This is a genomic window from Streptomyces sp. NPDC002851, assembly GCF_053591935.1.
This window is the reverse complement of sequence record NZ_JBSFUT010000053.1, coordinates 15055-41291: the sequence shown is the minus strand read 5'-3', so window position 1 is coordinate 41291 and position 26237 is coordinate 15055. Positions and strand designations below refer to the sequence as shown.

Here is a 26237-nt window from a genome sequence, read left to right as displayed (position 1 = left end):
CTTGCGGAAGAGCAGCGGGTTGGAGGTGGAGGCGTTGGCTTCCCGCACGACCGTCCTGCGGGCCTTGCCCAGGGTCTGCAGCAGGGCGCCGATGATGTGCGGGGTAGCCCGTACGGACGTCGAATCCTGGATCCTCGGCTCTGCCTCCCCGCTCTGCTTACGCCCCTTGTCGGTCATCCAGCCGGTGCCGCACACCAGCGCGCGGATCTGCCGGGCCGCATCGACCTCTTCGGGGATACCGCGCTCGTCGTGCGTGCGCGCGTCGAAAGCACCCTGCTCGGCCCGGGTGGCCTCAAGGAACAAGGCGAACGCCCCTTGGAAGGTGGCGACTTGGCGCTCGGCCCGGTCGATGGCGTCGATATAGCGTGCGGTGAGGACGCTGCTACCGCTGACCAGGGGCAGTGCTTCACCGGATTCCAGGGTGAAGCGCTCACGCAGCCCTGCCGCGCGCAACGCCACACGTGCGGATGCCGTCTTACCTCGGTAGGTCACCTTGTTGTCCTCACCGGTCATGCTCAGACCTGCCGCGGCCATCGGCTGCAGGTCGCCGGTGCCGAGGGAGCCGATCTCCGGCATCTGCGGGATCACCCCGGCGTTGACCAACGCCAGCATCCGGTCGACGAGTTCAGGGCGTACGCCCATCGCGCCGCGGGCCATGGAGTTGGCCCGCAGGACGAGGGCGAGGCGGGCGATGCGGGGCGGCAGCGGGTCACCGACGCCGGCGGCGTGCGAGCGCAGCACCCGGCGCTGGAATTCCCGCTGTTCGGCAGCGGTGAGCGGTTTGTCTTTGAGCGGGCCGAGCGCCTGGTTCCAGCCGTACACACGCTGGCCGTCGCCGACGGTCTCGAGTGCGCCACGGCGGGTCCTCGCCATCTCCTTGCGGGATCGGTCGGCGAGTTCGATCTTCACCGAGTTGGCGTGCAGCACGCGGGTCAGCGTCGGCCAGTCGAGCGAGTCGCCGTCCAAAGTGACTGACAGAGCACGGGACTTGTGATCTCCGGCCGTCGCGGCAGCGGGGCTGTCGCGTGTTCGGTCGTCGGCGCTGTCGAGAGTCCGGGCACTCGCAGCGGCCGTGGCAAGCGTGACCACCAGCGCGACCACGAGGGTCAGTACGCGCCCCGGTACTGATGTCTGTGTCGTACGCAACTCAGCTCCCCTACAGGCGGGTTGGTGAACAGAGGGCCGTGCTCTCTTGATCGGCGACGTGCTGGATCTGCCGGAACAGTGCGGGCACCGCGCACAGACAGGCCAGTGAGCCGATGGCGACCCACAGCGCCGGGGCGTACACGGTGATGCGGGCGGTCGCCCAGGTCATCAGCGCGGGGGTGAAGCCGGCGAAGAAGATGGCGGCAATGTTGTAGCTGAGCGACAGGCCGGTGGAGCGCACCGCCACCGGGAACGCCCGCGGCAGCGTGGACGGCGCGACCCCGACGAACGCCGCGACGGTGGCGCACAGCAGGGCGTGCACCATCACCAGAACCGGCATGGTCGGCTGTGCGTGCAGCAACATCAGGCACGGCAGCGGCAGGACGAGCAGCGCCAGCGAGCTGCAGGCGATCACGGCTTTCCCACCGAGCCGGTCGGCGACGCGTCCGGCGACCAGGCAGCCGATGACCAGCACGATGTTGCCCACCAGGGAAGCCGTGAAGGACTGCTGCGCGGTGAAGCCGAGCCCGACGGCCCTGTCCTTGTAGTACGTCGGCGCGTAGATGACCAAGGCGTATACGCACACCGTCCAGAGCACGGAGAACAGGAACCCGGTGAGGATCGCCTTGGGGTGCTCGGTGAGGAGCCGTTTCAACGGGTTGCGCTTCGTGGTCTGTTCGGCGCGGTGGCGTTCGAAGGTGTCCGTCTCGGGCAGCCGACGTCTGATGTACACGCCGACCGGAATGATCAACAGCCCGATCAGGAACGGAATGCGCCAGGCCCATGCGTCAAGGGCCGAGTCGGAGAACAGTGTGGTGATGGTGACGCCGACGATTGCGGCGATGAGGTTGGACATCCCCATGGATGCCTGGAGCCACGCGGCGTAGCGGGCACGCCGGTCCGGCGGGGCCTGCTCGATCAGGTAGGCGGCCGCACTGCCGATCTCGCCGCCGGCGGAGAACCCTTGTAGCAGTCGGCCGACAAGCAGCAGGACCGGCGCGGCGATGCCGATGAACGCTGCCGGTGGGGTGAGCGCGAGGACCAGGGTGCCGAGTCCCATGGTGGCCATGGACAGCATCAGCGCTGCCTTGCGGCCGTGCCGGTCGCCGTATATGCCGACCACGACGGCGCCGAGGGGGCGTGCCACGAATCCCGCGCCGAACACCACGAAGGTGCTGATCAACGCCGAGGTCGGGTCATTGTTGCGGAAGAAGTTGTGGGCGATGTAGCTGGCGAAGAACGCGTAGACGGTGAAGTCGTACCACTCAAGGGCGTTGCCGACCGATGCTGCGGCGACCGAGCGCCGGGCCACTGAGTCCGTTGTGGCTGTCATGATTTCCGGGGTGGTTGTTGTCATGGGCCCGCCTTCTATTCGCCGCGCAGTCCCTCGCGCTCGTCCAGAGTGATCAGGGTGCTCGCGAGGACGTGGGCGCCCTGCGCGATGTGTTCGACCGAAGTGAATTCCTCGGGGCAGTGACTACGGCCGCCCACCGAGGGGACGAAGATCATGCCCATCGGGCCGAGCCGTGCCAGGTGTGCGGCGTCGTGCCCGGCCCCGGACGGCACTGCCTGCCAGGACAGGCCGAGCCCGCCGGCTGCTTCGGCGACGACGTCCTGGACCAGGTCCGAAGTAGGCACCGGGTCCTGGTCGGTGAGCCACTCGACGTCGATCTCGACGCCGCGGCTGCGGGTCTCGGCGGCGATCTCGTCGACGATCTGCTTGCGCGCACCGTGCAGCCAGGACGTGTCCACGCTGCGGATCTCCGACCACAGCCGCGCCTGGTTGCTGATCACGCCCATCGACTGGGGGGTGGACTCGATGCAGCCGGGGGTGGCGACGCCGTGCACGGGGGCGCCGCAGCCGACGCGTTCCACGGTCAGAACCGCCGCCGCGGCCGAGACCAGAGCGTCGTGCCGGTCCGTCATCGGTGTGGTGCCCGCATGTCCGGACTGGCCCGCGAAGTGCACCAGGAGCCGGTCGATCCCTGCGATCGCGGTGACCACGCCGATGCCCGTGCCCGAGCGTTCCAGGAGCGGCCCCTGCTCCACATGCAGCTCCACGTAAGCGTGCACGTCCGCGGGCGACCATGCCTGACGCAGCGCTGCCTGCGGGTCGAGGCCGAAGTCGGCCATGGCGTCGCCGAGTCGGAGCCCGGTGCCGTCGACGCGGTCAAGGTGCTCAGGTCGCAAGACTCCGGCGAGGGCTCGCGAGCCCATGCACGAGATGCCGAACTCGTTGGCCTCCTCGCCGAGGAAGTCGACCACCACGAGGTCGTGCTCCAGGCGGGTGCCGGTCTCCCGGAGCCGTTGGGCCACTTCGATGCCGGTCAGCACGCCGACGATGCCGTCGAAGCGGCCGCCCTGGCGCACGGTGTCGGTGTGCGAGCCGGTGACCACGGCCGGTCCGCCACCGCGGCGGCCGGGCAGCCGGCCGACTATGTTGCCCGCGGCGTCGGTCACCGGATGGAGGCCGGCGTCGGCCATCTGCTTACGTATCCAGTCCCGCGATGCGCGATACGGCTCGGAGAACACCTCGCGGCTCCACCCCGGCAGCGTCGAGTCGTGGAACGCGGCGAGTTCATCGAGGCGGGCGGACAGCCGCTCGGCATCCGGGAGCAGAAGATCCAGGTCGATGCTCATGCGGCGGCCGTCCGCGCGGCGGGCAGGTGGCGCAGGAAGTCCAGGCCCATGATCTGTTCACACTCGCCGACGGCGACGGGGTCGACGGCCGAGCTGGACAACGGCAGCGCGGTGCTGTCGGCGACCAGGAGCACGACCTCCTGCCCCTCGTGCGCATCCTCAACGGCGACGGGGAAGCCGTCCTCGGCACGCAGAATGGCGATGGTGTCGGGGTAACTCGCCACCCGCTCCCCGCCGCGCTCCACGGCCATGTACTCGTTGAGGTAGGGCACCGTGCAGTCGCCGATGCGGAACGTGCCGTGGTCCCAGCCGCCCTTGGTAACAAGTTCCACCTCGTGGTGCAGCGGTCCGCGGGCGAGCTCCTCCGCGCCGATCGTGTCGCACACCGCCCGCACCACGGCCTCTCCGCGTGCGCCGTTGCTCGCCTTGTCGGCGGCGCTCTCCATCGCGTGCCCGAGGTCGAGGGCGAGGGAGATCGCGCCGAGTGCGGCGTGCTCCTTGACCCAGGACAGCTCCACCGGGTTACGCGCCGAAGCGATGAAGCCGCCGGTGCGCACCGAGATGTCGCGCAGTACGTCGTCGCAGGTCTGTACGGAGCCCTGGTTGACGGAGAGGAAGTGGCCGTGCAGTTCCCGGTTGCCGCCGGACACGACCTGGGTGGACACATAGCCGGGCCGCCCGGTCAGGCCCAACGAGCCGAGTTTTCCCGTCGGATGGGCGCGTACGTCACCGGACGCGTCAAGGACCGGGATGCCGAGAACCGCGGACTGGATCCAGCCGTTGTGGGTGGTGGAGTAGCCGTTCTGCGCGGTCATCACGGCAGCGATCGGATGCGGGCACACCTCGATGAGCTTCTGCAGCGCGTGCACATAATCGACCGGCCGGATCTCCCAATTCTGGGCGGCGGGCGCGCCGATCGCGGTCACGGTGGCCACCCAGGTGTCGGCGGGCAGTTCGTCGACGCGGGCGAGGACGGGGCGGCCCACCGAGGTGGCGAGCTGTCCCATGAGTTCGCCGTGGTGACGCCAGCCGCCTCCGCCGCAGGCGAAGACTCCTCCGCCGAGTACTCCGCGGCGGGCGTCGTCGGCGTTCAGTTCGCGCATCAGGGTGTCTCCTCGTCTGCTACGTGTGCTTCGTGTGCTACGTCGAGCCAGGTGAGGGCCGGGGCGTCGGCGCCCGGCGCGGCGGAGGCTGTAACCGCTGCGGCGGCCTCCGGATAGCCGGCTTCGGCATGCCGCAGCACGCCGAGACCGGAGTCGAGATTCAGGGCGAGGCGCAGCCGGGAGGCCGCCGCCTCGGTGCCGTCGGCGACCACGGAGACCCCGGCGGACTGCATCCAGCCGGAGTAGCCCCCGCCGCCCGAGTGCACGGCGACCAGGTCGGCGCCGCCCGCGGACAGCAGCATCGCGTCGAGCAGCGGCCAGTCGGTCACGCCGTCCGAGCCGTCGCGCATGCCCTCGGTGCCGATCCGCGGGTGCGTCATCCCGGCGGAGTCCAGGTGGTCGCGGCTGAACAGGACGGGGGCGCTGATCTCTCCGGCGCGTACGGCGTCGTTCACCGCGACGGCCAGGCGGGACCGTTCGCCGTAACCCAGCCAGCAGGACCGGGCGGGCAGCCCCTGCGCGGGAACGTGCTGCCGGGCGAGGCGGATCCATTCGGCGACCTCGGGCCGCTCGGGGAACAGCGTGGCCGCGAGCCGGTCGATCACCGCGAGATCGGCGTCGTACCCGGAGAGTGCCACCCAGCGGAACGGGCCGATGCCGCGGCAGAACAGCGGCCGCAGATAGCCCTCCATGAACCCGGGGATGGTGAACACCTGCTCGGCCTGCGCCGCGTCCAGGACGGACGCGGCCTGCACCCGCAGGTTATTGCCGTTCTCGAAGACGACCGCGCCACGGCGCGCCATCGCCAGCATGGCCAGGACCTGCTTGGCCATGCCGTGCCGCGCCTCCTGCTCGATCCGCTCGGGCTCCGCCGCGCGCCGCGCCTGCCACGTCGCCAGGTCGAGACCTTCGGGTACGTAGCCGTAGCGGGCGTCGTGCGCGGCCGTCTGGTCGGTGACGATGTCCGGCCGAGTGTCATCGGGACGTGCGGCGATCTCGGCGAACACGGTGGCCGCGTTGCCCAACAGGCCGACGGCGACGGGCCGTTGACCGCCCTTGGTGACCAGGCCCAGGGCCTCATCCAGGTCATCGGTGACGTGATCGAGCCCGCCCACCCGGCGCAGCTTCTCGATCTTCTCCGGGTCGATCTCCACGACCAGCGAACTCAGGCCGAGCATCCGCGCGCTGATGGGCTGCGCCGATCCCATGCCGCCCATCCCCGCGGTGAGCAGCCAGCCCGGCCTGCGGTCGGCGAAGTGGCGCAGGAGCACCGCCCGCAGGAGTTCATACGTGCCCTGGAGTACGCCCTGGCGGCCGATGTACTGCCAGGCCGCGGCGGTCAACCCGCCCCAGATGGTGCTGCCTTCGCACATCCGGCGGTAAAAGGTCTCCTCGGTCGCCCAGTTGCCGACAGTGTTGTTCACCGCGGAGACGACCAGCGGCGCCGCGGGGTGCGTACGCATCACGCCCACCGGGCGCCCGGACTGCAGGATCAGAGTCTGGTCCTCGCCAAGCTCCGTCAGCGCCCGGACGATCGCCCGGTACGACGGCCAGTCCCGTGCGGCCTTGCCCAGGGCGGCGTACACGACGAGATCGCGCGGCCGTTCGCCGACCTCCAGGACGTTCTCCAGCATCCGCAGCAACGCCTCCGCCCGCCAGGTGCGGCAACGCAGCGCGGTGCCGCGGGCGGCGGTGACCTTGCGGTCGAGGTCAGTGGTCATGCAGGGGCTCCGTTGGTGTCGTGGCCGGCTGGGTCGGGGAGACCGGGAGGCTCGGAGGGATCGGGTGGGATCCAGGCGGAGGACAGGGCTTGCGGCAGCCGCGCGGTGAGCTCCCCCACCGCGTCGCGCAGCAGCTCCAGCGGTGCGGCGATATCGGTCATCTCCTCGTCGCGGCCCACCAGGGACAGCGCGCACAGGCACGACCCGGCGACGACCACCGGAACGCCGACCGCCGTCATGCCGGGAGCGAGCCAGCCGTGGGAGACGTGGTAGCCCTGGGCGCGGATGGTGGCGAGCTCGGCGCGCAGCGCGGCCGCGCCCGGGGTGGCGGCGGTGAATCGCTGCAACCGGCCCCGCAACACCTGGCGTTGGACGGCTCCCGGCGCCAGGGCGAGCAGCGGGATCGCACTGGCACCGGCGTACAGGGACAGGATCTGGCCGGCGTGGAAGGACACGCTGCCGGTGCCGCTGCGCCGGGTGTCCAGGCACAGCGCCGCGGTGTGCACCCGCACCGCGAGCACCACGTTGAGTCCGGAACGCCGGTACAGGTCGGTAAGGACCAGGCGGGCCAGGTCGACCAGATGCCCGGACCCGTCGGCGGGCCGGTCCGTCAGGCGCTCGCTGGGCAGCAGCCGGCCGTCGATCTCGGCGAGGAACCCGGCGTTCTTCAGCTGCCGCACATAGCGGTAGGTGGCCGAGGACGGGATGCCGAGCCCGGCGATGATCTCGGCGACCTCGGCCTGCCCGCGGTCCTGGATGAACGCGAGGATCCGCAGTCCGCGATCGAGCGAGGACAGCTCGCCCGCGTCCTTCTTCATCATCATGGTTGCCTCCGGCACACCGGCTGTCCGCGCCCCGGCGTGCCGACCAGGCCCTGATCGACGCTCCAAACGACCGCACCGCGGCTGAGGGTCAGGGTGACCCGCGCGCCGGGCACGTACTTGTCGTACGGGCTCCAGCCGGCGTTGGAGTGCAGCGCGCCCTCATCGATCTGCCAGTCGTCGGCCGCTTCAAGGACCATGATGTCCGCGTCGTAGCCGGGCTCCAAGCGGCCCTTGCGATGCCCTATGCCGTAACGATCCGCAGGATTGGCGGTGAGCGCCTCGACGGTCTTGATGAATTCTGGCCCGGCTCCGTGGCGTCTCAGGCACGCGCCAAGGGTGGTGGCCACCAGGGTTTCGGTGCCGGGAACACCAGAGTGGTTGGCCAGAATACGATCGTGTTCTTTCAACCGCACCGGCCAAGGGGCATGGTCGGACGAGATCACCGATGCCAGTCCGGCGCCGACCGCGTTCCACATGGCTGTCCGCTCGGCGTCACCCCTCAGCGGCGGGTTGATCTTCAACCGACCCCGCTGGGCGAGCATGTCGTCCTCGGTGAACAGCAGGTAGTGCGGGCAGGTCTCAAAGGTGATGTCCACACCCTGGCCCTGGTACCAGGACACCAGGTCCGCAGAGCGGCCGAGCGACAGATGGCACAGGTGCAACGCGTTGCCCTGGTGCGCGGCGATCTCCATCGCAGTGAGCACGCCGAGCGTCTCCGTCACCGGCGGCCGGGTACGGCCGTGCACCCGCGGATCCGTCGAGCTCTGACGGGCCTCATCGGCGAGCAACGCCTTGATGATCTCGTTGTTCTCCGCATGCGTGCACAGCGTGGACCCGGCCTCGCCCACCGCCCGCATCACATCGAGCAGCTCGGCGTCGCCGATGCGCGGAAACCGGACCGGATCGGTGTCGAACAGCGAGACCTTGAACCCGACCACACCCGCCTCGACCAGTTCCCAGGCCCGGCGCCACCCTCCGCCGGGCTCCAACGTGCCGAGCAGCGCGACATCCACCAACGCCTCGTCGTCGACCAACTCCAGCTTCGCGTCGACCCGTTCAGCACTGTTGATGGGCCCGGTCGCGTCGAACGGCATCTCCACGATGGTGGTCACGCCACCCGCGGCCGCCGCCGAAGTCGAGGCGCGCAGGCCCTCCCCGGCATGTGAGTACGAGTGCACATGCGCGTCCACCGCACCAGGCAGCACGAAAGCGTCACCGACATCGATGAACCGCACGGCGGTCCCCGGGTCCGGGTCCCCGGTCCTGACCTCCCGGATCACGCCATCCGTGATCGCGACCTGACCTCGTACGAAAGTTCCGTCCGGCGCCTGCACCACACCAGCGATTACGGTGTCCGTTGCCTGCCGGGCATCTGCCGTATCCATGGGCGTCAACGTAAGGAACCGGCCACATGGCTGAACAGAGGATTCCCGTAGAACGGGAATCGGATCGCCTGGTGGCCGAATTCCCACATCGGAGGGTGCCCGAACGGGCACGCCTGGGGCCCCATTCCGGTGGAGCCCGGCACCCTGGACGAGCTGCGGCACGTGAAGGGGTTCTCGTCGGCCGGGGACGTGGTGGCCGCCGTCATCCGAGACAGCCGCCGCGCGCCGGCCAGGTACTTTCCCTCGACGTTTGGCCACTTCTTCCTCAAGTGCTTGCCGCAAGCCTCGGTCGAGAGCTTCGAAGCCGGGGGCCACCATTCCCGGCCCCGTCGGCACCTCGCTCAAGTGGAAGGCCCCGTGCACGATCTGAAGGCTGGCACCTCGCAGGTGGGCCTCGGCCTAGAGGAACATCGGTACAGCCGTTGGCGCTGAGATTGATCATGGTCGGGGGCTGGGTGCCGCAACCCCCGCAGTGGCTTCTCCTCAAGGCCCCGGACTCCCAGCCCTGTCCCCAGGAGCAAAGTGACTGGCGGGTAGCTTTCGGATAGTCAGATGACCCGTTTCCTCGCTCTCAGGCGCCTCGTCGGGCCGTCCGAATGAAGCCCGGGGGCAGGCGAGGGAAGGGGCGGCTGTGCGGCAAGAGTGGTCGCCGGAAGAGCTGTTGGCGAGCTGGACGCTGGTGGACGGCGACTGGGACCTGGTGGCGAACAAGACCGGGGCGACGCGGCTCGGCTTCGGTCTGCTGCTGAAGTTCTTCGAGCTGGAGGGCCGGTTCCCGAAAGGACCTTCTGGAGGAGGTTCCGCAGCCCGCGGTGGAGTACGTCGCTGGGCTGGTGAAGGTGCCGGCAGCCGAGTTCGCGAAGTACGACCTGACGAGCCGGTCGGCGAAGAACCACCGCAAGCAGATCCGCGACGCTGAGTTCCGGCCCGCCACCCGGGCCGACGAGGAGAAGCTGATCGCGTGGCTAGCCGCGGAGGTGGCCCGGTCGAGCTGGTGGAGGACCGGCTGCGCGAGGCCCTGCTGGTGGAGTGCCGGGCCAGGACGATCGAGCCGCCGGGCCGCATCGTCACCGCGGCCCAGACCCGGGCGGAGAAGACGTTCTGCGCACGGTGTGTCGGCATGTACCGCCGAGCGATCGAGGTACCGGAAAGCTAGGCGGCGGTTATTGCGGCACCCCCGCGGGGCTGTAACGGAAACCGTTCAGAAGACGCTCAACGTCCACGGCCCTCGTCCGACGCGTCGACACCCCGCCCCAAGGGCTGGCATGTCTGCTGAACGGAATCTGTTACACACCAGCCGAATGACTGTACGGCCGGGCGCCCCATCGTTCCTGAACCCGGCCTCCGTCGCCCACACAGACGTACCGAGGCCCGAGTCCGCACGAGTTGATCGCAAGCATCGGCGATTGCCCATTTCTTGCCGCCCCATGTCGGCCCCGGAGCAAAGCCCCGAGGAAACGAAGAACCGTAAGACCGCGCTCCTGGGTGCCGGTGGCTTGCTGGCGCTAGCCGATGTCCGTGTGTGCTGGTGGCTTGGGAGGGCGGGTCCAGCCTGCCCGCCCCGGAGCGCGCCGAGTATGGCCAGGGACTTACGAAGCGTGATTATTCTTCTTCGTTTGGCCCACTTGAGGATGTCGCGTCCTCCCGCAGTCGGCGGTTCTCCCACCAGAGCGCGGCCAACTCGCGCTCACTGCCGGTCAGGCCGCCCCTCTCGACCGCGTATTTCGGGAAGCCCTGTTTACGGGCTAGGACGATTTACACCCTGACCCGTTCAACGGTTCGCCGAAGTTGCATGTCACATGCGAATGTTCGGTCATGCGTCTTCCCGACTGGCCCAGGCCTTCCTAGAGCTTGCGGCCATGAGCCCGCCCTTCGCACCTGTCGACTGGAGCCGCTGGCTGGTGCCGCCCGCCGCGCTCTCAGTCCATCTCCCCATCGGCCAACGCCTGGAGCGTCTTCAAAGCCGCCGCCCCATGTCAGTACTTGGGCTCTCCGGTGCGCAGCGCCACCGTCCCCACATCCGTGGTGGCAGCTACGGCAGCAGGCACCCTCCTGGCCGGATACGTGCTGCTCCTCGACCGGTGAGCCCGTGTCAGCAGAGGCCAACTCGACGTACAAGGATTGCCGACTGGCCATGGAGAGTTAACGGCAAGATCCTGGCCGCCCCTCTTCAGTTACGAGAGGGTAACGGGTCTAGTCCTACGGTGGGCGGCATCTCGGCACACCGTGGGGCGTCCTTACCCCCACTCTCTTGGAGGACAAGGTGTCTTCGGGCATATCCAGGCGTGGCCTGATGGTGAGCGCGGCGGCGGGTGCCGCCGGTGCGGTTCTCGCCGGCGGTCCGCTGTCGGCCCTCGCGAGGGCCGCAGGCCGCACTCCCAAAGTCCTGGTCATCGGCCTCGACGGGGCCGGCCTTCTCAGCCGTGTCAAGGAAGCCGACGCGCCGCACCTGCATGCGCTGATGGCTGGCGGCCTGACCGCGCCGAGCAGCCTGTACGCCGCTCCTATGGCGCGTACGGAGTCGGGTCCCGGCTGGTCCACGATCCTCACGGGCGTCTGGCCGGACAAGCACGGTGTACGGGACAACAGCTTCTCCGGCAGCGACTACGCCACGTACCCCGACTTCCTGACCCGCGTCGAAACTGCCAAGCCGGACCTGAACACTTACGCCGTCGCCTCCTGGGCACCGATCACCGACACCATCTGCTCCGCGAAGGTGGACACCCGGGTCTCCACGCCCGGCGCGGAGTATGACGTAGGCACGACCTCGCGGGCCGTCGCGCAGCTCAAGGACCACGAACCCGATGCGCTGTTCGTTCAGCTCGACAACATCGACGGTGCGGGCCACTCCTCAGGGGGCGCGAGCCAGGCGTATCTCGACGCGATCCACACCGCTGACGCCCAGGTCGGCGAGATCCTCGCGGCCGTCAAGTCCCGCCCCTCGTACGACGACGAGGAGTGGCTGGTCCTGGTCACCGCCGATCATGGGCACACCGACGCGGGCGGACACGGCGGCTCCAGCTGGGGCGAGCGGCAGACCTTCATCATCGCCAACGGCGGTGGCATCACCGCAGGTTCAGTACGTCAGGATGTAAAGCTGGTCGACATCGCCGCCTCCGCCCTCGCCCACCTCGGCATCGCCCTCGATCCGACCTGGCGCCTCGACGGGCGCCCTGTGCAGTCTCCCGCCGCCGACGCATTCGACGTGCTGTGGCCCGAGTTGGGTACGGCGGTGGACGAGACCGGCGTCGGCTCCGGCGTCCTCGGCTTCACCCACACCCCGCCGCGGGGCTGGAGCATCGACAATTCCCGCATGGGCAAGGGCGGCGTTACAGAGTGGCGCGGCTGGTCCTTCACCACCGACGAGTTCTGGACCAAGACCCAGCGCGACCAGCACAGGGAGAGCAACGTCCGCGCACGCGGCGTGTTCGCGGTCGCGGACGGCGACGAATGGTCCGACCTCGACCCCACCGGCACCTTTGACTCCACGCTGACCAGCCCTGCCTGGCCGGTCACCGGAGGATCCACCGCGACACTCGCCTACACCTCTCACTACCGTCAGGCAGGGGACCAGAAAGGCGAGGTGCTGGTCTCCTACGATGACGCCGCCCCGGTCGCGGTGCGAACGCACACGGCCGACGCGCTTGCCGCCGAGGAGCGGATCGATCTGCGGGTGCCTCAGGGCGTGCGCACCGTGCGGGTCCACTTCCGCTACACGGGCAGCAACGACTGGTACTGGGCGATCGACGCAGTGAGGATCGTCGGCGCCTGACCCCGGAGGACAGATCCGGCTCCAGTGCCCGGACCGGGCACTGGAGCCGGGTTCGAGCACAGCCCTTGGCGGGCTCCTCCGCCAAGGTCCGGTCCCCTCGCGGACTGGCGGCGGCACCTCCGCTCGAAGCAACTGGCCTGGAACAGGCGGCATCAGCTATCGCACAGGACCCCTCACGTGGGCACGCCCGGACTGCCGGCAGACGCATATTGAACGGTTCACGCAGCCGAAGACGTGGCGTCACAGTGATCGCTAAGAGGCAGCCCCGGCCGCCCAGGAGATCGCCGATAGCTTGCACTTGTTGCACAGCCAGTCCTGCGCCGTGGAGACGACCTGCCATCAGGACCGCTCCTGCCTGCGCAAACAGCGGTTGGACCCGCCAGTGAACTCGCGCGCTTCTGCTCGGTCGGAAGCCAAGGCGACCGGCGGAGAGGAGCGCCCGCAGGGCTGGGAGACGGTCATCGACTGCACCCGTGCGGTCCGCGCCATCGAGGACGGCCTCGCGCGCGTACGACGGGGCGGCGCCTTCCAGCAGTTCGATGTGGCGCCCTCGGATGCGACGGCGTCCTTCTCGCCGTTCCGCGTCTACAACGACGAGATCACCATCGCCGGATCCATGGCCGTGGTCCACAGCTTCGGGCTCGACGAGTTCGCCGACGCGCTCCAGACGTTCCGCGAGGGCTCCGGCCGCAAGATCCAGATCCGTCCGGCTGCCTGAGTCCGACCCGACCAGCACCAGTGAGACCAGGCGGACCCCCGTCGGGCCAGTCAGACCCGGCCGGGCCAGTCAGAGAAGAAGCGCAGGCAGCTCCATGGCGACAGTCGCGGGCGTGGACACTTCCACCCAGTCCTGCAAGGTCATGGCCTGCGACGCGGACACGGGCGAAGTACTCGACCGAGGCCGCGCCGCGCATCCCGAGGGCACCGAAGCACCGCCGCAAGCCTGGTGGGAAGCGCTGTGCGCGGTGGGCGAAGGGCTGCTCGACCAAGTCGACGCTGTCGCCGTCGCGGGCCAGCCGGACGGACTGGTCGCACTCGACGTGAAGGGCCGCCCGGTGCGCGACGCGCTGCTCTGGAACGACACCGGGTCAGCACGGTCGGCCGCGGACCTGATCACCGAACTCGGCGGCGCCAACGCCTGGGCCGAGGCCGCCGGCACCGTGCCACTGGCGGCTGTTACCGCCGCCAAACTGCGCTGGTTGGCCGACCATGAGCCGCACCACGCCGACCGCACCGCCACAGTCCTGCTGCCCCACGACTACCTCACCTGGCGCCTGCGTGGAGGCATCGAGGTCGTCGCCGAAACGTTCACCGACCAGGGCGACGCCTCCGGCACCGCCTACTGGTCACCCGCCGAGGGCCGCTACCGCGAGGACCTGCTGAGCCTCGCCTTGTGCGGCCGTACGCCCCGACTCCCGCGCATCCTGGGCCCGTCCGAGCCCGCCGGACTCACCCCGGGCGGCGCCCTGGTCGCGGCCGGTACCAGCGACAACGCCGACGCGGCGCTGGGGCTCGGCATCGAACCCGGCGATGTCGTCATCTCTCTCGGCACCAGCGGCACCGCCTTCGCCAGTGCCCCGCACCCGAGCGCCGACCCCAGCGGCGCGGTCGCCGGATTCGCCGACGCCACGGGGAGGTTCCTGCCCCTGGTGTGCACCCTGAACGCCGCCCGCGTCCTGAGCTCCACCGCCCGCATGCTCGGCACCGACCTCACCGCCATCGACACAATCGCCCGACAGTCCACCCCCGGAGCCGAAGGCCTCGCCCGCCTGCCCTACCTGGGCGGCGAACGCACCCCCAACCTCCCCGACGCCGCAGGCAGCCTGCACGGAAGGCGCAAAACCAACATGTACCCGCACCACATCGCCCGCGCCGCCGTCGAAGGCATGCTCTGCAGCATGGCCGACGCCCTCGACCGGCTGCGCGACCAGGGCGTCGCAGTCCGCCGGGTACAGCCCACCCAAGGTCACGCCGCGGCTCTGACCTGCGGCGGAGTCCATACCGTCCCAGCGCAGTACACACCGCGTACCCATGGCGGGTGCGGTGTGTACGTGACCGGCGATGCCGGTGGGAAACCCCTTGGACACGCAGAGGACACTAGGGCATTGACGGGGCGTCACGCCACCCGCCGCAGCCTGCCCGACGTCGAACGTCCTGCCTGGTCAGCCTCACGCAGGGCGCAGTGAACGAAGTTGTGACCCTTCCCTATCTGCGCGGCGACCTTCCGAATCGACCGCAGGGACGCATACAGCTCTACGGCGCGGGCCTTCAGGGGGTCCGGCTCGGTGCGCGGCACACTCCGAGGCCGGGCAATCTCAGCCTCATCGATGACGCGGCCCACCCAACCCGTAGAGCGGCCCACCTCTGCGGCCACACTGCGGACCGTTCCCCCGGCGTTGTAGAGCTTGATGGCTCGCTGCTTCTCTTCCTCGGTGGCCGGACCCCGACGCTTCTGCGGCTGCGTGAACATGAATCGGACGTTACCCATCTCGTGCTCCGATCACGAGACCGGCCCCGCGTTCGGCGGCGGGAACGAGCGGCCGGTGGCAGGCCGGGGGGCGTGGGGATGCCGTACAGCTCCTCAAAACTCGCCGGCGCGTTCTCCCAGTCGATCGACCACAGCAAGTACCCGTACGTGTTCATCGTCTCGTCAATGCGGCCATGCCTCATCCGGGCTTGGACCTTGCGGGGCTCCAGCCCGGAGGCCATCAGGATGGCGTCAGCAAAGTGCCGCAGATCCTTGAATGTGGCCTCTTCCGGGACGTCCACGCCGCGGGCGCGTGCCCGTGCCTTCGCCTCGTCGAACGCCTTGCACAGGTTCGATTCCCGGACCGGCGTCCTTGTCCGGCTCAGGGTGACCAGCTCCTCGTACTCCGCGGGCGTCGGCGGGGTGCCGCGCCGCTCGCGCTTGCGCAACGCCGCGTCCGACAGCGGCGCACGCCATGTCGCCAGATGTGCCCGGTACTTGCCCACCATGAAGGACCCCAGAGCCAGCGGGGCCTTGCTCGCGTCCGTCTTCAGCGGTGCGGCCTGCCCCCGTCGGCGCTGCTCTTCTACGAGCTGCTGGGGCTCGCCCAGGTCGCATAGCATGTCGGCTTTCCGCACTCCGGTCGCCTCCATGCTGCGCAGGGCTTGAAGGGCGCCATACCAGATCAGGATTTCGTACCTGGGGGTGATCTCCTCGGCCAGGGCGACGACGTGAGCCCACGTCAGCCGGACTTCGCGGCCCTCGCCCTGGGGCAGGCGCAGGCCCGCAACGGGGTTGCCGTCTAGTGCTGTGACCGCATAAGTTCGCCCGGTTGGGCAGGGCCATGCCTTTCTCCAGCCTGGGGTGCTCGGAGGCTAGAGCTGACTTGGGATCCGTCGGGAGAGGGACAGTCGACGTCCTTCTCGGTCGACTTGGGTGACGATGACTGTGATGTCGTCACCGGCCTGGACGACATCCTCTGGAGCCGCCACGGGCGTCGAGGTGAGATCTCGAAGATGGACCAACCCTTCGATCCCGTCAGCGACTTGGACGAAGACGCCGAACGGAACCAGCTTGGTGACGTGTCCGTGCAGTTCCTGGCCCACGGCAGTGCACTCGGCGAAGGTTTGGAAGGGGTCGGGCTGCGTTGCCCGCAAGGACAGCCTGGCCTCTGCATTCCAGGTGTCGAACTGGAGGAACTCACCTGAAATGCGCTGTCCAACCTGAACGACATCCGAAGCCGCTTCGAAGCGTCGCCAGGACAGTTCGGGGATGGTGATGAACCCGACGCCGGGGAAGAGCGGATGCTCGGGACCTTCGTCCAGGGCTACGAAGACGCCGAACCGCTCAATCGCCGCGACAGTGCCGGAGAGAATCTCGCCGCGCTGCAATGATCCCAGGAACGCCCAGAGTTCCGGGCTCTCGGCCTGCCAGTCCATACTGTCCAGCGTTTCATGACGCGCTGTGAGCTCTCTACTGCCCCGCAGTATTCACGCTGCAGGCTTGAGGGGGCGCCCGCCCCAGCGGATGCCTCTCTCACAGCGGACGCGGGCCCGCTCACGCCGCTCGGCGGCCAGGACGTCACGATGGCGGGCGTTGGCGTTTCGCCAGCGCAGGTAGGCGTGCAGTGCCCGAGTCTGCACGGTGTGGTTGGGGTGGTTGGAGTTGGCGATGGTGAACTGCCGTAGCGGTCCGAAGTGGGCTTCGATGGGGTTGGCCCAGGACGCGTAGGTCGGGGTGAAGCACAGATCGACCTTGTTCTTCTTTGCCCAGCGGCGGATGTCGACGCCTCTGTGGGCGGACAGGTTGTCCAGGATCACGTAGATCGGGGCGCCGTCGGGCAGTGCGGCGCGGATCGACTTCAGCGCGGCCAACGTGTTGGCACAGCCCTTCTTGCGGCGGTTGATGCCCCACAGGGTGTCGTCGCCGATCGAGTAGCAGCCGTGGAAGTACCGCACGCCGTGGGTGCGGTGGTAGGTGGCCGGCAGTCGGTCGGGGCGTGTGCGCCCGGCCCAGCCCGAGCCCGCAGTGGGCCGGATCCCCAGCGGGCCGAACTCGTCGAAGGCGAAGACCCGGTCCGGGAAGCGGTCGAGGACCTCCTCGATCCGGTCCAGTTTCGCCTCGCGGTCGGGGTCCGGGGATTCCTTCCATGTCTTGGTGCGTTGGAAGGTGATGCCGCGGCGGGCGAGCAGGCCACGTAACAGGTAGGCCACGAGCTTGCGGAGGGACCAGCGGGTGAAGGGCTGGCCGAGCTTGGTCGGGCGGGTGGTGGCCGTCTGGATGACGAAGTCCTCGTCGTCAGGACTGAGCAGGCGGGGACGGCCTCCCGCCCACCGAGGGGCCAGGCAGGCCAGACCGATCTCGTTGAACCGGTGGATCACGTCCCGGACGGTGTCCTCATCCGCCTGCACCAGCTGGGCGATCACCGGCACCCGGTTCCCGCCGGCCGAGGCCAGCAGCATCATCGCGCGCCGATAGCGGACGGAGCTGGTGCTGCCACGGCGCACTATCTGCTGCAGCTTCTGCCCCTCCGGGTCGGTCAGTCTGCGCACACGGACAGGATCGGCCACCGCGCCTCCAGCGATCGGATCGGACGTCACCGCACATCCAACCGTCACAACCACCAACCCGGCGAACCTATGCGGTCACGGCACTAGGTGCTCGTCCTCAACGGCCATGCCGTACAGGGCGGATACGGCTTTCTTGATCCCGGACCGCGTGCTGTCCGGCATCCCGCCGCGCTTCAGCCCGGCGAAGTACGCCCGCCATTCGCGGAGTTTGATGCTGTCCAGCGGGCGACGTCCGAAGGTTGGAACGACGTGCGGGCGCAGCCGGTAGGCGTACGTCTCGACCGTGCCGTCACGGCCTTCGTGCGCCGCGAGGAAGGTTTCGACGTAGTCACCGAAAGAGGAACCCCGAGGCTCTTCGTCGCGCGCCCCCTGTGGGTGAAGGGTTCGCGCCCTTCTGCGACCGCGGCGCGCTGGCTGCGCTGGTACGCTGCCGCGGCCTGCTTGCGGTTCTTCGGGAAGTTCTTGTACCGCTGAGTGCCGGTCTCGTCCCTCCAGCGGGCTTGCCACCGTTTCTCGCACCCGTGGTCGGCGGCCGGAAGTAATCCGCCGGGCTTGCATCCGCAGGGTTCCGGTACCGGCTCGCCCTGCGCTCGTAGCTTCTCGGCGTACTTATCCGGCCGCGACGTGCCACCGGTCGTATGGTTCTTCAGACACAGATCACCCCACCTTAATCACTCGGGGGTGAGTGGTTCTTTTCCAGCGAGCGTGTCGCGCACGATGCGGTTGACCTCGTCTTCGTCGTACCGCACCCACCCCTACCAGGGCGAAGACGATACGGGCGCGGGCCGATCCCCCGCAGGTCATCCGTCCACGTCGACACCCAGTTCTGCAAGGTCTTGAGGGGGGTACCTAGCCGGTCGGCGGCCTCTTGAGGGTTGATCAGGCGCAGGGGTCGGGGGCGTCCGCAGCGGCAGCACAGGACGTCGTCGGGTTCCTCGTCGAGGATGACCAGGCGGCGGCCACGCATGACGACGGCACTCCACATCTGCGCCTTGCCCCTGGCGCGTATGGGGTGCCGTGGTCGCGTCCTGCAGGAGAGGTCCGCCGGGCATCCTATCGGGCTGCGTGGTCTCCGACTCCGGTGCATGGTGATACGTATGACGACCATTCAGGCCGAGTCCGTCCCGGCAGCCGCGTCTTCCCGGCCAGTGCTGCGGCTGGTCGACCCCGCGCCGGTCGAGCCGGGCTCCGTGGTCCTGGTGCCGGTCGTGCCCGTGCTGCCGCCACACGCCGGGGCCGGTCCCGCTGTGCCGCTGCGACTGCCCGGCGAGCCGCTGATGACGTGGCGGACGTTCTGCGAGTACGCGCGAGTGCACGCGTGGACGGCCGAGCCTTTCGAGTGGATCGCGGCGCTGCCCCAGTTCGCGGGGGCGGGGGTGACCCCGGCCGCGGTGGCGACGGCGGCCGGGGTCACCGCGGCCGCGGTGGCGACGGCGGCGAGCACCTGGAGGTGGACGGCCCGCGCGGGCGAGTGAACGGCCCCATGCACGCCGACGGCCCACCCCTTGCGAGGGAAGCGGGCCGTGGTGGTGCCGGTCAGTGGTTAGGGCGGATCATCACAGTGAGTACCGGCGAGGCCGCGGACGGCTGGCTCTGCCCGATGTCCTCGTACCCCCACGACTTGTAGAGAGCGTGGACCTTCCCGTCACCGGCCGCGGGGTTGACCATGAGCGTCACGTACGGCTCGTCGCGGGCGGCGAGGAGAGCGTCATGGATACGCCGGGCGGTCCCCGTACCCCGCCATGCCGGGCGTACGCCGATTTCCTTCAGCGCCAGGGCCGACCGCTCGGTGTACTCCTCCGCTGGCGTGGGGCTGGTGCGCTGCCAGTACCGGTCACCGTGTTCGATCCGGTTGCCGTAGGCGTAGCCCACTGGGTGCCCGTCCGCGTACGCGAGGACGGCCACGAACCCCGGCTCGGCGCCGTGCCGGTCCAGGCGCTCGCCGAACGCGGTGACCGCGTAGTTCGGCAGGTGCAGCAGTGGGGCGCGCACCTCCGCGTACACGTCGAGAAGATCGCCGCGGACGGCGTCGAGCGCGGTGAACGTGCGGAGTTCGATGGTGGGTGCCGTGGTCATGCGGTGGCCCTCCAGGCGTCAGTGTGCTCGGTCCAGGTGCGTACGCTGGAGCTACGCGGCGCGGTGGCGCGCAGTGCAGCCCCGAATTCCTGAAGCATGCGGGAGACGCGGGCATGTCGGGTAGCCGCGTCGGCGGGAACCGTCATCGCCGTGAGCGTGGCGGCGTCGGCGTAACCCTGTGCGAGCTGGGCGTGTGCGAGGCGGCTGGTGGTGATCGACCGCGACCGGCGCATGTGCGGCCGCAGGGCGGCTAGGCAGCGGTGCGCGTGATACTCGGCGGCGGGGTAGTCGCCGACGGCGAGGTGGGCCGTGAGCGCGAGGGAATGTAATTCGGCCTGGTCATAGAAGGCGAGCAGCCACACGGGGCGGTAGGCGTCCGGGTCGGCGCGGTCCATGGCGTCCTGTGCCTGGTCGCATGTGCGGCGTAGGCTGCTGCGGTCCTGGGCGACACCGTGAATGGCCATCTGCCGGGCCATGCCGAGAGAGGCGAACATCGGGTCACGCCGGGTGATGTGCAGGTTCCGGGCAACGTCGTTCGCGGCGAAGGCATCGGCGGGGCGCCCCATGTGCCGGTACAGGGTGCCCGCATGCGACCAGATGCGGAACTTGATGGCCTGATCGCCGGACAGCTCGGCAAGGGCCTGGGCCTCGCGCATGTGCCCGGTTGCATCGTTGTAGCGGCGGCCGTCGATGGCGGCCCACATCGCGGAGGAGCGGAACGAGGCGGCGCACGCGTACAGGTGGCTGCGCACCCGCTGGGTCGCGCTGCCGGAGTTCTGAAGGTTCAGGGCCTCGTCGGCGAGGGCGGCAGCGCGCTGCTCGATGGTGACCTGGCCGCCGTGGCGGTGGTCGCTGGCGATGATCTCAGCGAATCGGCGCTGTAGTTGGTCGACGTCGCTCATGCCGATACGGCGGGGTGCTGCGGTGCCGGGGGCGGCTGTGGCTGTGGCTGCCGCGGCGGCGATGCCGCCGACGAGGGTGCGGCGCTTCATGTCGGGGTCCTCCTGCGGTGGGGCCGGGGTGGACGGAGTCCGGCCCCGTGGCACGAACCCTAAAGCGGTCGCGGGCAGGCCGGTGACGTCCTCAAGGGCCTTGCGGGTAGCCGACTTGGGCCACCTGACCCGCCCCGCCTTCCAGTCCCGAACCGACGATCCATCCAGGCCGCCGGTCTTCCCAGTCACCCGCTCAAGGGCCTTATTCACTGCGTCAGCCAGGGTGTTGGAGCTGTGGCCGTGCTCGTCCATCCACGCCGCTAGAGCGGTGTTGCGCGTGGTGTCCATCCACGCACCGTAGCCGCGCGACCGCCGACCGCCAGGTAAACGGAGGGTCAAATCCCCCTAGGACGTTCCATCGGATGCTCACCTGATCGCCCTAACCAGCCCGCTGCGTACGGGAGTTGCCTAGTTACAAGCCGCCCGGTCTCCCCCGGCTGGGCGGCCCCCTACACACGACCACCCGAGGCGATGGCGATGACCGCGACCACGCAGCACCAGGAGCAGCAGCACGAGAAATGGACGCCCGGCACGATCGTCCGGGACATCTGCGCGCAGGCCACGGGCCGGATCGCTGACCCCGAGGCGTACCCGCACGAGCGCCTGGGCGCGGCCGTCGCCCTCGTCGTCCCCCTCACCGGATCCGACCCCGCATGGCAAGCCGAGCCGGACTGCCTGCGCCTGGCGACGGCCGACGAGATCGCGGCGGTCACCCGGTGAGCCGCCAGGTCCGCTCGTACCGGCTGCCGTCGCCGTGGGTCGGCGACCGAGTACGGGACGAGGCGGAGGGCCGGGTCGGGCGCGTGCAGTACGTACAGGGAGAAGCGGGCGGCGCCGTCGAGTACACGCTTACATCACTGCTCGGCGAGGGGGCGTGGACGACAACCGACCCAGCGCAGCTCCGGCTCCTACAGAACGGAGACGCCTGGTGATCGGCCGTCACGCGCTGCGGCGCCCGGAGCCGGACGGCGCGTTCGCTGGGTCCGCGCTGCTCGCCTCGGTGCTGGCCGGTATCGGCCTGGCCGTCTGGTCCGGCACGACCGCCCACGCGCACACCGCCCCGCCACCCGTGTCTGTGTCCCGCCCGGACGTCGCCCTCGACCTTGAGGACACCGACGACCGTGGTGTGCCCCACACCTGACGCTGCGACACCCGCTGATCTCCGGCGGTACGCGGTGAACCCGTGATCCCGCGTACCGGTCACCGTCCCCGTCCCGGTACCGGCCGCCACGCCACCGGGACGGCGCACAACCCCCGCGCGGTGATGTCCCGGCAAGACCGTCCGCGCGGGTTCGGGGCGGCGCCCCACCCCCGAGGGGAGCCGCCCCACCTTGCAGTGCACCACCGATCAGAAGGAACACCATGCCCGCAGTAGGAGCCGCATCGCGGCCGCCTCACCCCGGCCCGCGCCGACCTCTCCACGGTCGCCGTCCGCAGACGCACGCCGTCAACAAACTCGGCTGCCCGCTGTCCGGCTGCCCCTGCAACCGCTACATGAGGGCGGCTGGGTCCACCGAAGAACCGACGAAGGGAATGCAGCAATGACGATCGCTCCAGAGGCGCCCGCAACACCCGCCCCGCCGACGTTTCTTGAGCTGGAGATCACCGGCCGCTGCCAACTCACCTGTACCCACTGCTACGCAGAGTCGGGGCCTGCCAAGGGGCACGGCACCATGACCACCGGAGAGTGGCAGCGCATCATCACCGAAGCCGCCGCCATGGGCGTGCAGACGGTCCAGCTCATCGGCGGCGAACCGACCATGCACCCCGATTTCGCCGCCCTCGTCGAGCACGCCCTCTCGTGCGGGCTGCGCGTGCAGGTTTACTCGAACCTGTACCGGATCGGGTTGAAGGAGTGGGCGGTGCTGGGCCGTCCCGGCGTGGACGTGGCCACCTCGTACTACAGCGACGACGCGGCCGAGCACGACGTCATCACCGGACGGAAGGGCTCCCACGACGCCACCCGCGCGAACATCCCGGAGGCCATCCGGCGGGGCATCGACGTGAAGGTGGGCATCATCCACATGCGCGAGGGGCAGCGCAGCGAACAGGCCCGCACCGAGGTGGAAGCGCTGGGGGTGAAGGAGGTGAGCGTCGACCGGGTCCGGGAAGTCGGCAACGCCGCCACCTCCCTCCCGTCCACCTCCGCGCTGTGCGGCCGGTGCGCCCACGGCATCGCCGCGATCCTCCCGGACGGCACTGTCACCCCCTGCGTGATGGGCCGCTTCCTGCCCGCAGGGAACGTCCAAGGGGCGTCGCTGGAGGGGGTATTCGCCTCCGACCGATGGCAGCATGTCGCCACGAGCATTCCCCAGCCCAGGCCGACGGCTTGCCACCCCGACTGTAATCCCGCGCATAGCGACTCCTGCGCGCCCGACAAGGGGACGCCCTGTCAGCCTATGGGATTCTCCCCGGACCGCCCCCTGCGGCTACGGCGTGCGTTCCACAGGACTCCGCGTGCCAGCCGGGACAGCCCGCTTGCCTGCCCAAGTACCAGTGTAGGGAGACGCGTTCGTGGACTGGAAGCATCATGCCGTCCGGATGGCCGATGAGACCGTACGGCCCGAATCGCGCTGGCACCGTCCCCTGGCCACCGTGCCGCGGCATCTGTTCGTACCCCACTGGTGGGTGCCGGGCGAGCGAGACGGTGGGTGGGTGTACGAGCTGCACGACGGGGCCAGCGACTCCGACGGATGGATGGAGGCCGCCTACGACAGCAGCCGCACACTGATCACCCGCGTCGGCCCGCACCACGCCGACCAGACGGAGCCCGGAACCGTGATTCCGGAAACGTGGCCGACCTCGTCCTCCACGCTGCCGTCCCTGGTCGTGCTCATGTACCGGCACGCACACATCGCCGACGACTCCCGCATCCTGGTCACCACCGGCAGCGGCTACGGCACCGCCCTGGCCTGCAAGCGGCTCGGCGACGAACAGGTCATGAGCGTGGACGTCGACCCGTACCTCGTCCAGGCCGCCCGCGAGCGGCTGGAGACGGCCGGGCACCACCCGAGGATGGAGGTCTGCGATCTGACAGGCGACCTTCCCGACGAGCGTGACCGCATCATCTCCACCGTCTCGCTGAAAACCGTCCCTGTCTCCTGGCTCAAGGCCCTCGCGCCCGGCGGCCGACTGGTGACCACACTGTCCGGTACGGGGCTGATCGTGGTGGCGGACAAGACCGACGACGGCGGCGCCATCGGGAAGGTCGCTCCGGAATCCGCAGGGTTCATGCGCACCCGGCACGGCGACGACTACGAACCCGCGCCGGACGACGCCGCTCTGTGGGAGACCGCGCAGCACGCCGAGGGCGAGAGCGTCACCACAGGCCGCTATCCGGTGATGCGCGTGAACAGCACTTGGGATGTACGCTCCACCCTCGAACTCCGCGTCCCTGGCATCGAGCACCGGATGACCGTGGATGCTGACGGCACCCGGACCGCCTACATGCTGCACGCGGACGGCTCCTGGGCCCGCGCCGCAGCATCTGGAGCCCGGGAGTTGCCCACCGTCCACCAGGGCGGCCCCCGCCGCCTGTGGGATGAACTGGACCGTATTCGCACCTGGCTCGTCATCGACGGCGACCTCCCCGTACACGGCGCCCAGGTCCGCATCACTCCGGACGGTGTACTCACGCTCTCGCGCAGCGGCTGGGAGGCCACCATCCCAGCGTGATCCCGACTTCATCACCGCGGCGCCTCGTCCCCCGAGCTGGGACGAGGCGCCGTCGCGTGCGGGCGGTCAGGATCCGAGAAGGAACACGGCCGCCTGTTCGGAGGCCCCGGAGGCGACACCGCCGAGGATCGCCGCGAGGAGGACCCACAGCAGCGGCGCCCCTCCGGAACCCACGGGTCTCCGCTCATCGCCTCCGAAGGGCCGCTGAAGACGTTGACAGTCACTCTCGGGCGGCGGCCGAGGTAGTGAATCCAGGTATGCATGCGCAATTCCCCCTGAGGGCTTGGTCGTTGACGGTCGGCGTGTCGCACACCGGAACCGTAGACACCATGCGATCCCCTACCGAGAAACCGGCAATACGGACACTTGGGGGCCTTATCTCTCTTGAAGAGAGATACGCGCGCGCCCGCGCGCGAGGAAACCGTGTGGCGTGCTCAACACGAGATCTATCCCCTGTGCCTGCGCCGTGCCCTCTGCCGGGCCTTCTTCGCCCACTTCCGCCGCGCCTTGCGCGCCTTCTTCGCATCCCGCCCCGGCTTTGCCCACTCGTCCCGCCACGGCCCCCGCGCCTCCGGCCACCGCCGCTCACGCTCCCGTATGAAGGCACGCGACCGGACTTCGCCCGCCTTCAACCGGAACTCCGTCAGCTCCGCGTTACGGGCCGCCTGGTGTGCAACCTTCCGCGCCGTGTCGTACCAGCCTTCAACGACGCGCACCGTGTAGCCGGTCGCCGCTGCGAACTCCGCCACCGGAACCTTCCGACGGCGCGCGGTCGCGGCAACGTCCGCGGCGAACTGGGCTACTGAGGTTTTCGGCCTAGGGTGACGGTGATCTGGCTGGTGGGTGTATCCCGGTGTCATGCGGTATCCCGATGGAGGTGGCCTGACCGCGAAGCAGCGGGAGCAAGTACGGTTCAAGGCCGCCGAGTTATTCGCGCAAGGGGTGGTGCCTTCGCAGGTCGCGCGGCGACCCTGGGATCTCCCGCGTGCTCGTCCGTGATCAGGCATCCTGCCACCGCAAGAGAACGGGCGGGAAGTGGGGTCGGCATCCACGGCTCTGGCCTGGGGCTGGTCGGTGCACGCCCACACCGGTCTTACCCGGCCAGCCCAGCCGAAACGGGCCGCCCTCCACCCCACGGCTGACGAACCACCAGGCGAACAACCCCAGACGCCCGTCCCACACCCCACCGAAGATCCGCAACCCGATGGCAGCCCCGGCTGCCCTCCACCCCCAGCCCCGCCTCACGGACCAACGCACACCGCCCCACATGCACTGCCGGCCCCGAACAACGGACTCGAACGGCCTGCCCAACGACAAAATCCCGCCCGATCAGACCGATCGGACGAGAACTCGTCAACCGCTCCCGAGCCAACTTGAGAACAGTCGGTCACCCCGAACTGAAAACCTCAGTAGTCACACCGCGGGACACCGGGAAAGCCAACGGCCCCGCACCGAAGCGCGGGGCCGAAGGGTCGGAGATCAGCGGCGACGTCCGAGACCAGGAAGTCCACCAGGAAGAGCGCGGACACTGCTGGACTTGTCGCCGTCCGGATCACGCTCCTCGGGCGCGGCCAGGGGCGCAGCCTCGCGCAGCGGGGGGCTGAGGCGCCACACCGCCCTCCCGCCTCAGTACCCGTCGGCCGCCCATGCCACAAGCCCGCGTTTCTCCGGGCGGCTGATGCGAGTACAACAGTCCAGTCCGCCGGTTCGCCTTCGTCCCGGCCCCGCAGTCCGGGCACTCATACGGAACAGCGTCAGGATTCCGCATCACGCCTCACCCTCCCCGTTGCCACCTGAGGAACAGTCACATCATTCCGGACCATGCCGGATCGGCACCAGGGCTCTCGTACACCAGCGACCCGCGAA

At 69.4% G+C, this 26237-nt stretch carries 24 protein-coding genes and 3 pseudogenes; 14 read left to right on the top strand and 13 right to left on the bottom strand.

The features are described 5' to 3' along the window. From ACWD10_RS35325 to ACWD10_RS35295, 7 genes are all read right to left on the bottom strand, one after another. The coding region (locus ACWD10_RS35325) for an aromatic amino acid lyase (protein ID WP_451097780.1) at positions 1 to 1146 on the bottom strand (1146 nt) is incomplete at its 3' end. Between the two features lie 10 nt (positions 1147 to 1156). After that, positions 1157 to 2479, bottom strand: a complete 1323-nt coding sequence (locus tag ACWD10_RS35320) for an MFS transporter (RefSeq protein WP_451097779.1) — start codon at positions 2477 to 2479, stop codon at positions 1157 to 1159. 35 nt (positions 2480 to 2514) lie between these two features. Next, complete coding sequence (locus ACWD10_RS35315; RefSeq protein ID WP_451097778.1) at positions 2515 to 3786, bottom strand: M20 family metallo-hydrolase; 1272 nt, start codon at positions 3784 to 3786, stop codon at positions 2515 to 2517. Further along, positions 3783 to 4889, bottom strand: coding sequence for an S-methyl thiohydantoin desulfurase domain-containing protein (locus ACWD10_RS35310; RefSeq protein WP_451097777.1), 1107 nt, complete (start codon positions 4887 to 4889; stop codon positions 3783 to 3785). The genes ACWD10_RS35315 and ACWD10_RS35310 overlap by 4 nt, the downstream gene beginning before the upstream one ends. Continuing rightward, positions 4889 to 6610 carry a urocanate hydratase gene (locus ACWD10_RS35305; RefSeq protein WP_451097776.1) on the bottom strand — a complete coding sequence of 574 codons (1722 nt, stop codon included), beginning with the start codon at positions 6608 to 6610 and terminating at the stop codon, positions 4889 to 4891. The genes ACWD10_RS35310 and ACWD10_RS35305 overlap by 1 nt, the downstream gene beginning before the upstream one ends. Next, a complete protein-coding gene (locus tag ACWD10_RS35300; RefSeq protein ID WP_451097775.1) occupies positions 6607 to 7434 on the bottom strand; it encodes an IclR family transcriptional regulator in 828 nt (275 codons plus the stop codon). The genes ACWD10_RS35305 and ACWD10_RS35300 overlap by 4 nt, the downstream gene beginning before the upstream one ends. Then, complete coding sequence (locus tag ACWD10_RS35295; RefSeq protein ID WP_451097783.1) at positions 7431 to 8714, bottom strand: dihydroorotase; 1284 nt, start codon at positions 8712 to 8714, stop codon at positions 7431 to 7433. Before ACWD10_RS35295 ends, ACWD10_RS35300 begins: the two co-directional genes overlap by 4 nt. A 917-nt stretch (positions 8715 to 9631) precedes the next feature. On the opposite strand from ACWD10_RS35295, the pseudogene ACWD10_RS35290 reads away from it, so the two are divergent. The 6 genes and pseudogenes from ACWD10_RS35290 to ACWD10_RS35265 all read left to right on the top strand — a co-directional run. Then, positions 9632 to 9745 (top strand): annotated as a pseudogene (locus ACWD10_RS35290) (hypothetical protein); the annotation flags it as partial. 35 nt (positions 9746 to 9780) lie between these two features. Beyond that, positions 9781 to 9975, top strand: a complete 195-nt coding sequence (locus ACWD10_RS35285; RefSeq protein ID WP_451097784.1) for a hypothetical protein — start codon at positions 9781 to 9783, stop codon at positions 9973 to 9975. A gap of 703 nt (positions 9976 to 10678) precedes the next feature. Beyond that, positions 10679 to 10834, top strand: a pseudogene (locus ACWD10_RS35280) (MFS transporter); the annotation flags it as partial. Between the two features lie 278 nt (positions 10835 to 11112). Next, the gene (locus ACWD10_RS35275; RefSeq protein ID WP_451097782.1) at positions 11113 to 12591 is read left to right on the top strand and encodes an alkaline phosphatase family protein; all 1479 of its coding nucleotides are present in this window, start codon (positions 11113 to 11115) and stop codon (positions 12589 to 12591) included. Positions 12592 to 12892: 301 nt separating this feature from the next. Then, entirely contained in the window at positions 12893 to 13309 is a 417-nt protein-coding gene (locus ACWD10_RS35270) for a hypothetical protein (RefSeq protein ID WP_451097774.1), read from the top strand. Between the two features lie 112 nt (positions 13310 to 13421). Continuing rightward, positions 13422 to 14777, top strand: a complete 1356-nt coding sequence (locus tag ACWD10_RS35265; protein WP_451097773.1) for an FGGY family carbohydrate kinase — start codon at positions 13422 to 13424, stop codon at positions 14775 to 14777. Here ACWD10_RS35265 and ACWD10_RS35260 read toward each other — a convergent pair. From ACWD10_RS35260 to ACWD10_RS35250, 3 genes are all read right to left on the bottom strand, one after another. Next, a complete protein-coding gene (locus ACWD10_RS35260) occupies positions 14708 to 15061 on the bottom strand; it encodes a helix-turn-helix domain-containing protein (RefSeq protein WP_451097772.1) in 354 nt (117 codons plus the stop codon). The genes ACWD10_RS35265 and ACWD10_RS35260 overlap by 70 nt on opposite strands. 872 nt (positions 15062 to 15933) lie before the next feature. After that, the gene (locus tag ACWD10_RS35255) at positions 15934 to 16497 is read right to left on the bottom strand and encodes a S1 RNA-binding domain-containing protein (protein ID WP_451097771.1); all 564 of its coding nucleotides are present in this window, start codon (positions 16495 to 16497) and stop codon (positions 15934 to 15936) included. 51 nt (positions 16498 to 16548) lie between these two features. Further along, complete coding sequence (locus ACWD10_RS35250; protein WP_451097770.1) at positions 16549 to 17628, bottom strand: IS630 family transposase; 1080 nt, start codon at positions 17626 to 17628, stop codon at positions 16549 to 16551. 87 nt (positions 17629 to 17715) lie between these two features. Here ACWD10_RS35250 and ACWD10_RS35245 point away from each other — a divergent pair, with 87 nt between their 5' ends. Then, positions 17716 to 18102: a hypothetical protein gene (locus ACWD10_RS35245; protein WP_451097769.1), complete on the top strand. Its 387-nt coding sequence runs from the start codon at positions 17716 to 17718 to the stop codon at positions 18100 to 18102. 623 nt (positions 18103 to 18725) lie between these two features. Next, positions 18726 to 19103: a hypothetical protein gene (locus tag ACWD10_RS35240; RefSeq protein ID WP_451097768.1), complete on the top strand. Its 378-nt coding sequence runs from the start codon at positions 18726 to 18728 to the stop codon at positions 19101 to 19103. Between the two features lie 61 nt (positions 19104 to 19164). On the opposite strand, the gene ACWD10_RS35235 is transcribed toward ACWD10_RS35240, so the two are convergent. Continuing rightward, positions 19165 to 19704, bottom strand: a complete 540-nt coding sequence (locus ACWD10_RS35235) for an N-acetyltransferase family protein (protein WP_451097767.1) — start codon at positions 19702 to 19704, stop codon at positions 19165 to 19167. Further along, positions 19701 to 20984 carry an XRE family transcriptional regulator gene (locus ACWD10_RS35230; protein WP_451097766.1) on the bottom strand — a complete coding sequence of 428 codons (1284 nt, stop codon included), beginning with the start codon at positions 20982 to 20984 and terminating at the stop codon, positions 19701 to 19703. The genes ACWD10_RS35235 and ACWD10_RS35230 overlap by 4 nt, the downstream gene beginning before the upstream one ends. Before the next feature lie 189 nt (positions 20985 to 21173). On the opposite strand from ACWD10_RS35230, the gene ACWD10_RS35225 reads away from it, so the two are divergent. The 5 genes from ACWD10_RS35225 (at position 21174) to ACWD10_RS35205 (ending at position 24371) form a co-directional block, all read left to right on the top strand. Next, the gene (locus ACWD10_RS35225) at positions 21174 to 21416 is read left to right on the top strand and encodes a hypothetical protein (protein ID WP_451097765.1); all 243 of its coding nucleotides are present in this window, start codon (positions 21174 to 21176) and stop codon (positions 21414 to 21416) included. Beyond that, positions 21413 to 21628 (top strand): hypothetical protein, encoded by a 216-nt coding sequence (locus tag ACWD10_RS35220; protein ID WP_451097764.1) that lies wholly within the window; start codon positions 21413 to 21415, stop codon positions 21626 to 21628. Before ACWD10_RS35225 ends, ACWD10_RS35220 begins: the two co-directional genes overlap by 4 nt. After that, positions 21625 to 21837, top strand: a complete 213-nt coding sequence (locus ACWD10_RS35215; protein WP_451097763.1) for a hypothetical protein — start codon at positions 21625 to 21627, stop codon at positions 21835 to 21837. The genes ACWD10_RS35220 and ACWD10_RS35215 overlap by 4 nt, the downstream gene beginning before the upstream one ends. Positions 21838 to 22237: 400 nt before the next feature. After that, complete coding sequence (locus ACWD10_RS35210) at positions 22238 to 23248, top strand: radical SAM protein (RefSeq protein WP_451097762.1); 1011 nt, start codon at positions 22238 to 22240, stop codon at positions 23246 to 23248. Next, positions 23211 to 24371 carry a methyltransferase domain-containing protein gene (locus ACWD10_RS35205; protein ID WP_451097761.1) on the top strand — a complete coding sequence of 387 codons (1161 nt, stop codon included), beginning with the start codon at positions 23211 to 23213 and terminating at the stop codon, positions 24369 to 24371. The genes ACWD10_RS35210 and ACWD10_RS35205 overlap by 38 nt, the downstream gene beginning before the upstream one ends. A gap of 446 nt (positions 24372 to 24817) precedes the next feature. Here the strand turns inward: ACWD10_RS35205 and ACWD10_RS35200 are convergent, their stop codons facing one another. Continuing rightward, positions 24818 to 25120, bottom strand: coding sequence for a hypothetical protein (locus ACWD10_RS35200; protein ID WP_451097760.1), 303 nt, complete (start codon positions 25118 to 25120; stop codon positions 24818 to 24820). Positions 25121 to 25229: 109 nt separating this feature from the next. Between ACWD10_RS35200 and ACWD10_RS35195 the strand changes: the two are divergent. Then, positions 25230 to 25340 (top strand): annotated as a pseudogene (locus ACWD10_RS35195) (IS630 family transposase); the annotation flags it as partial. Positions 25341 to 26237: the final 897 nt, after the last annotated feature.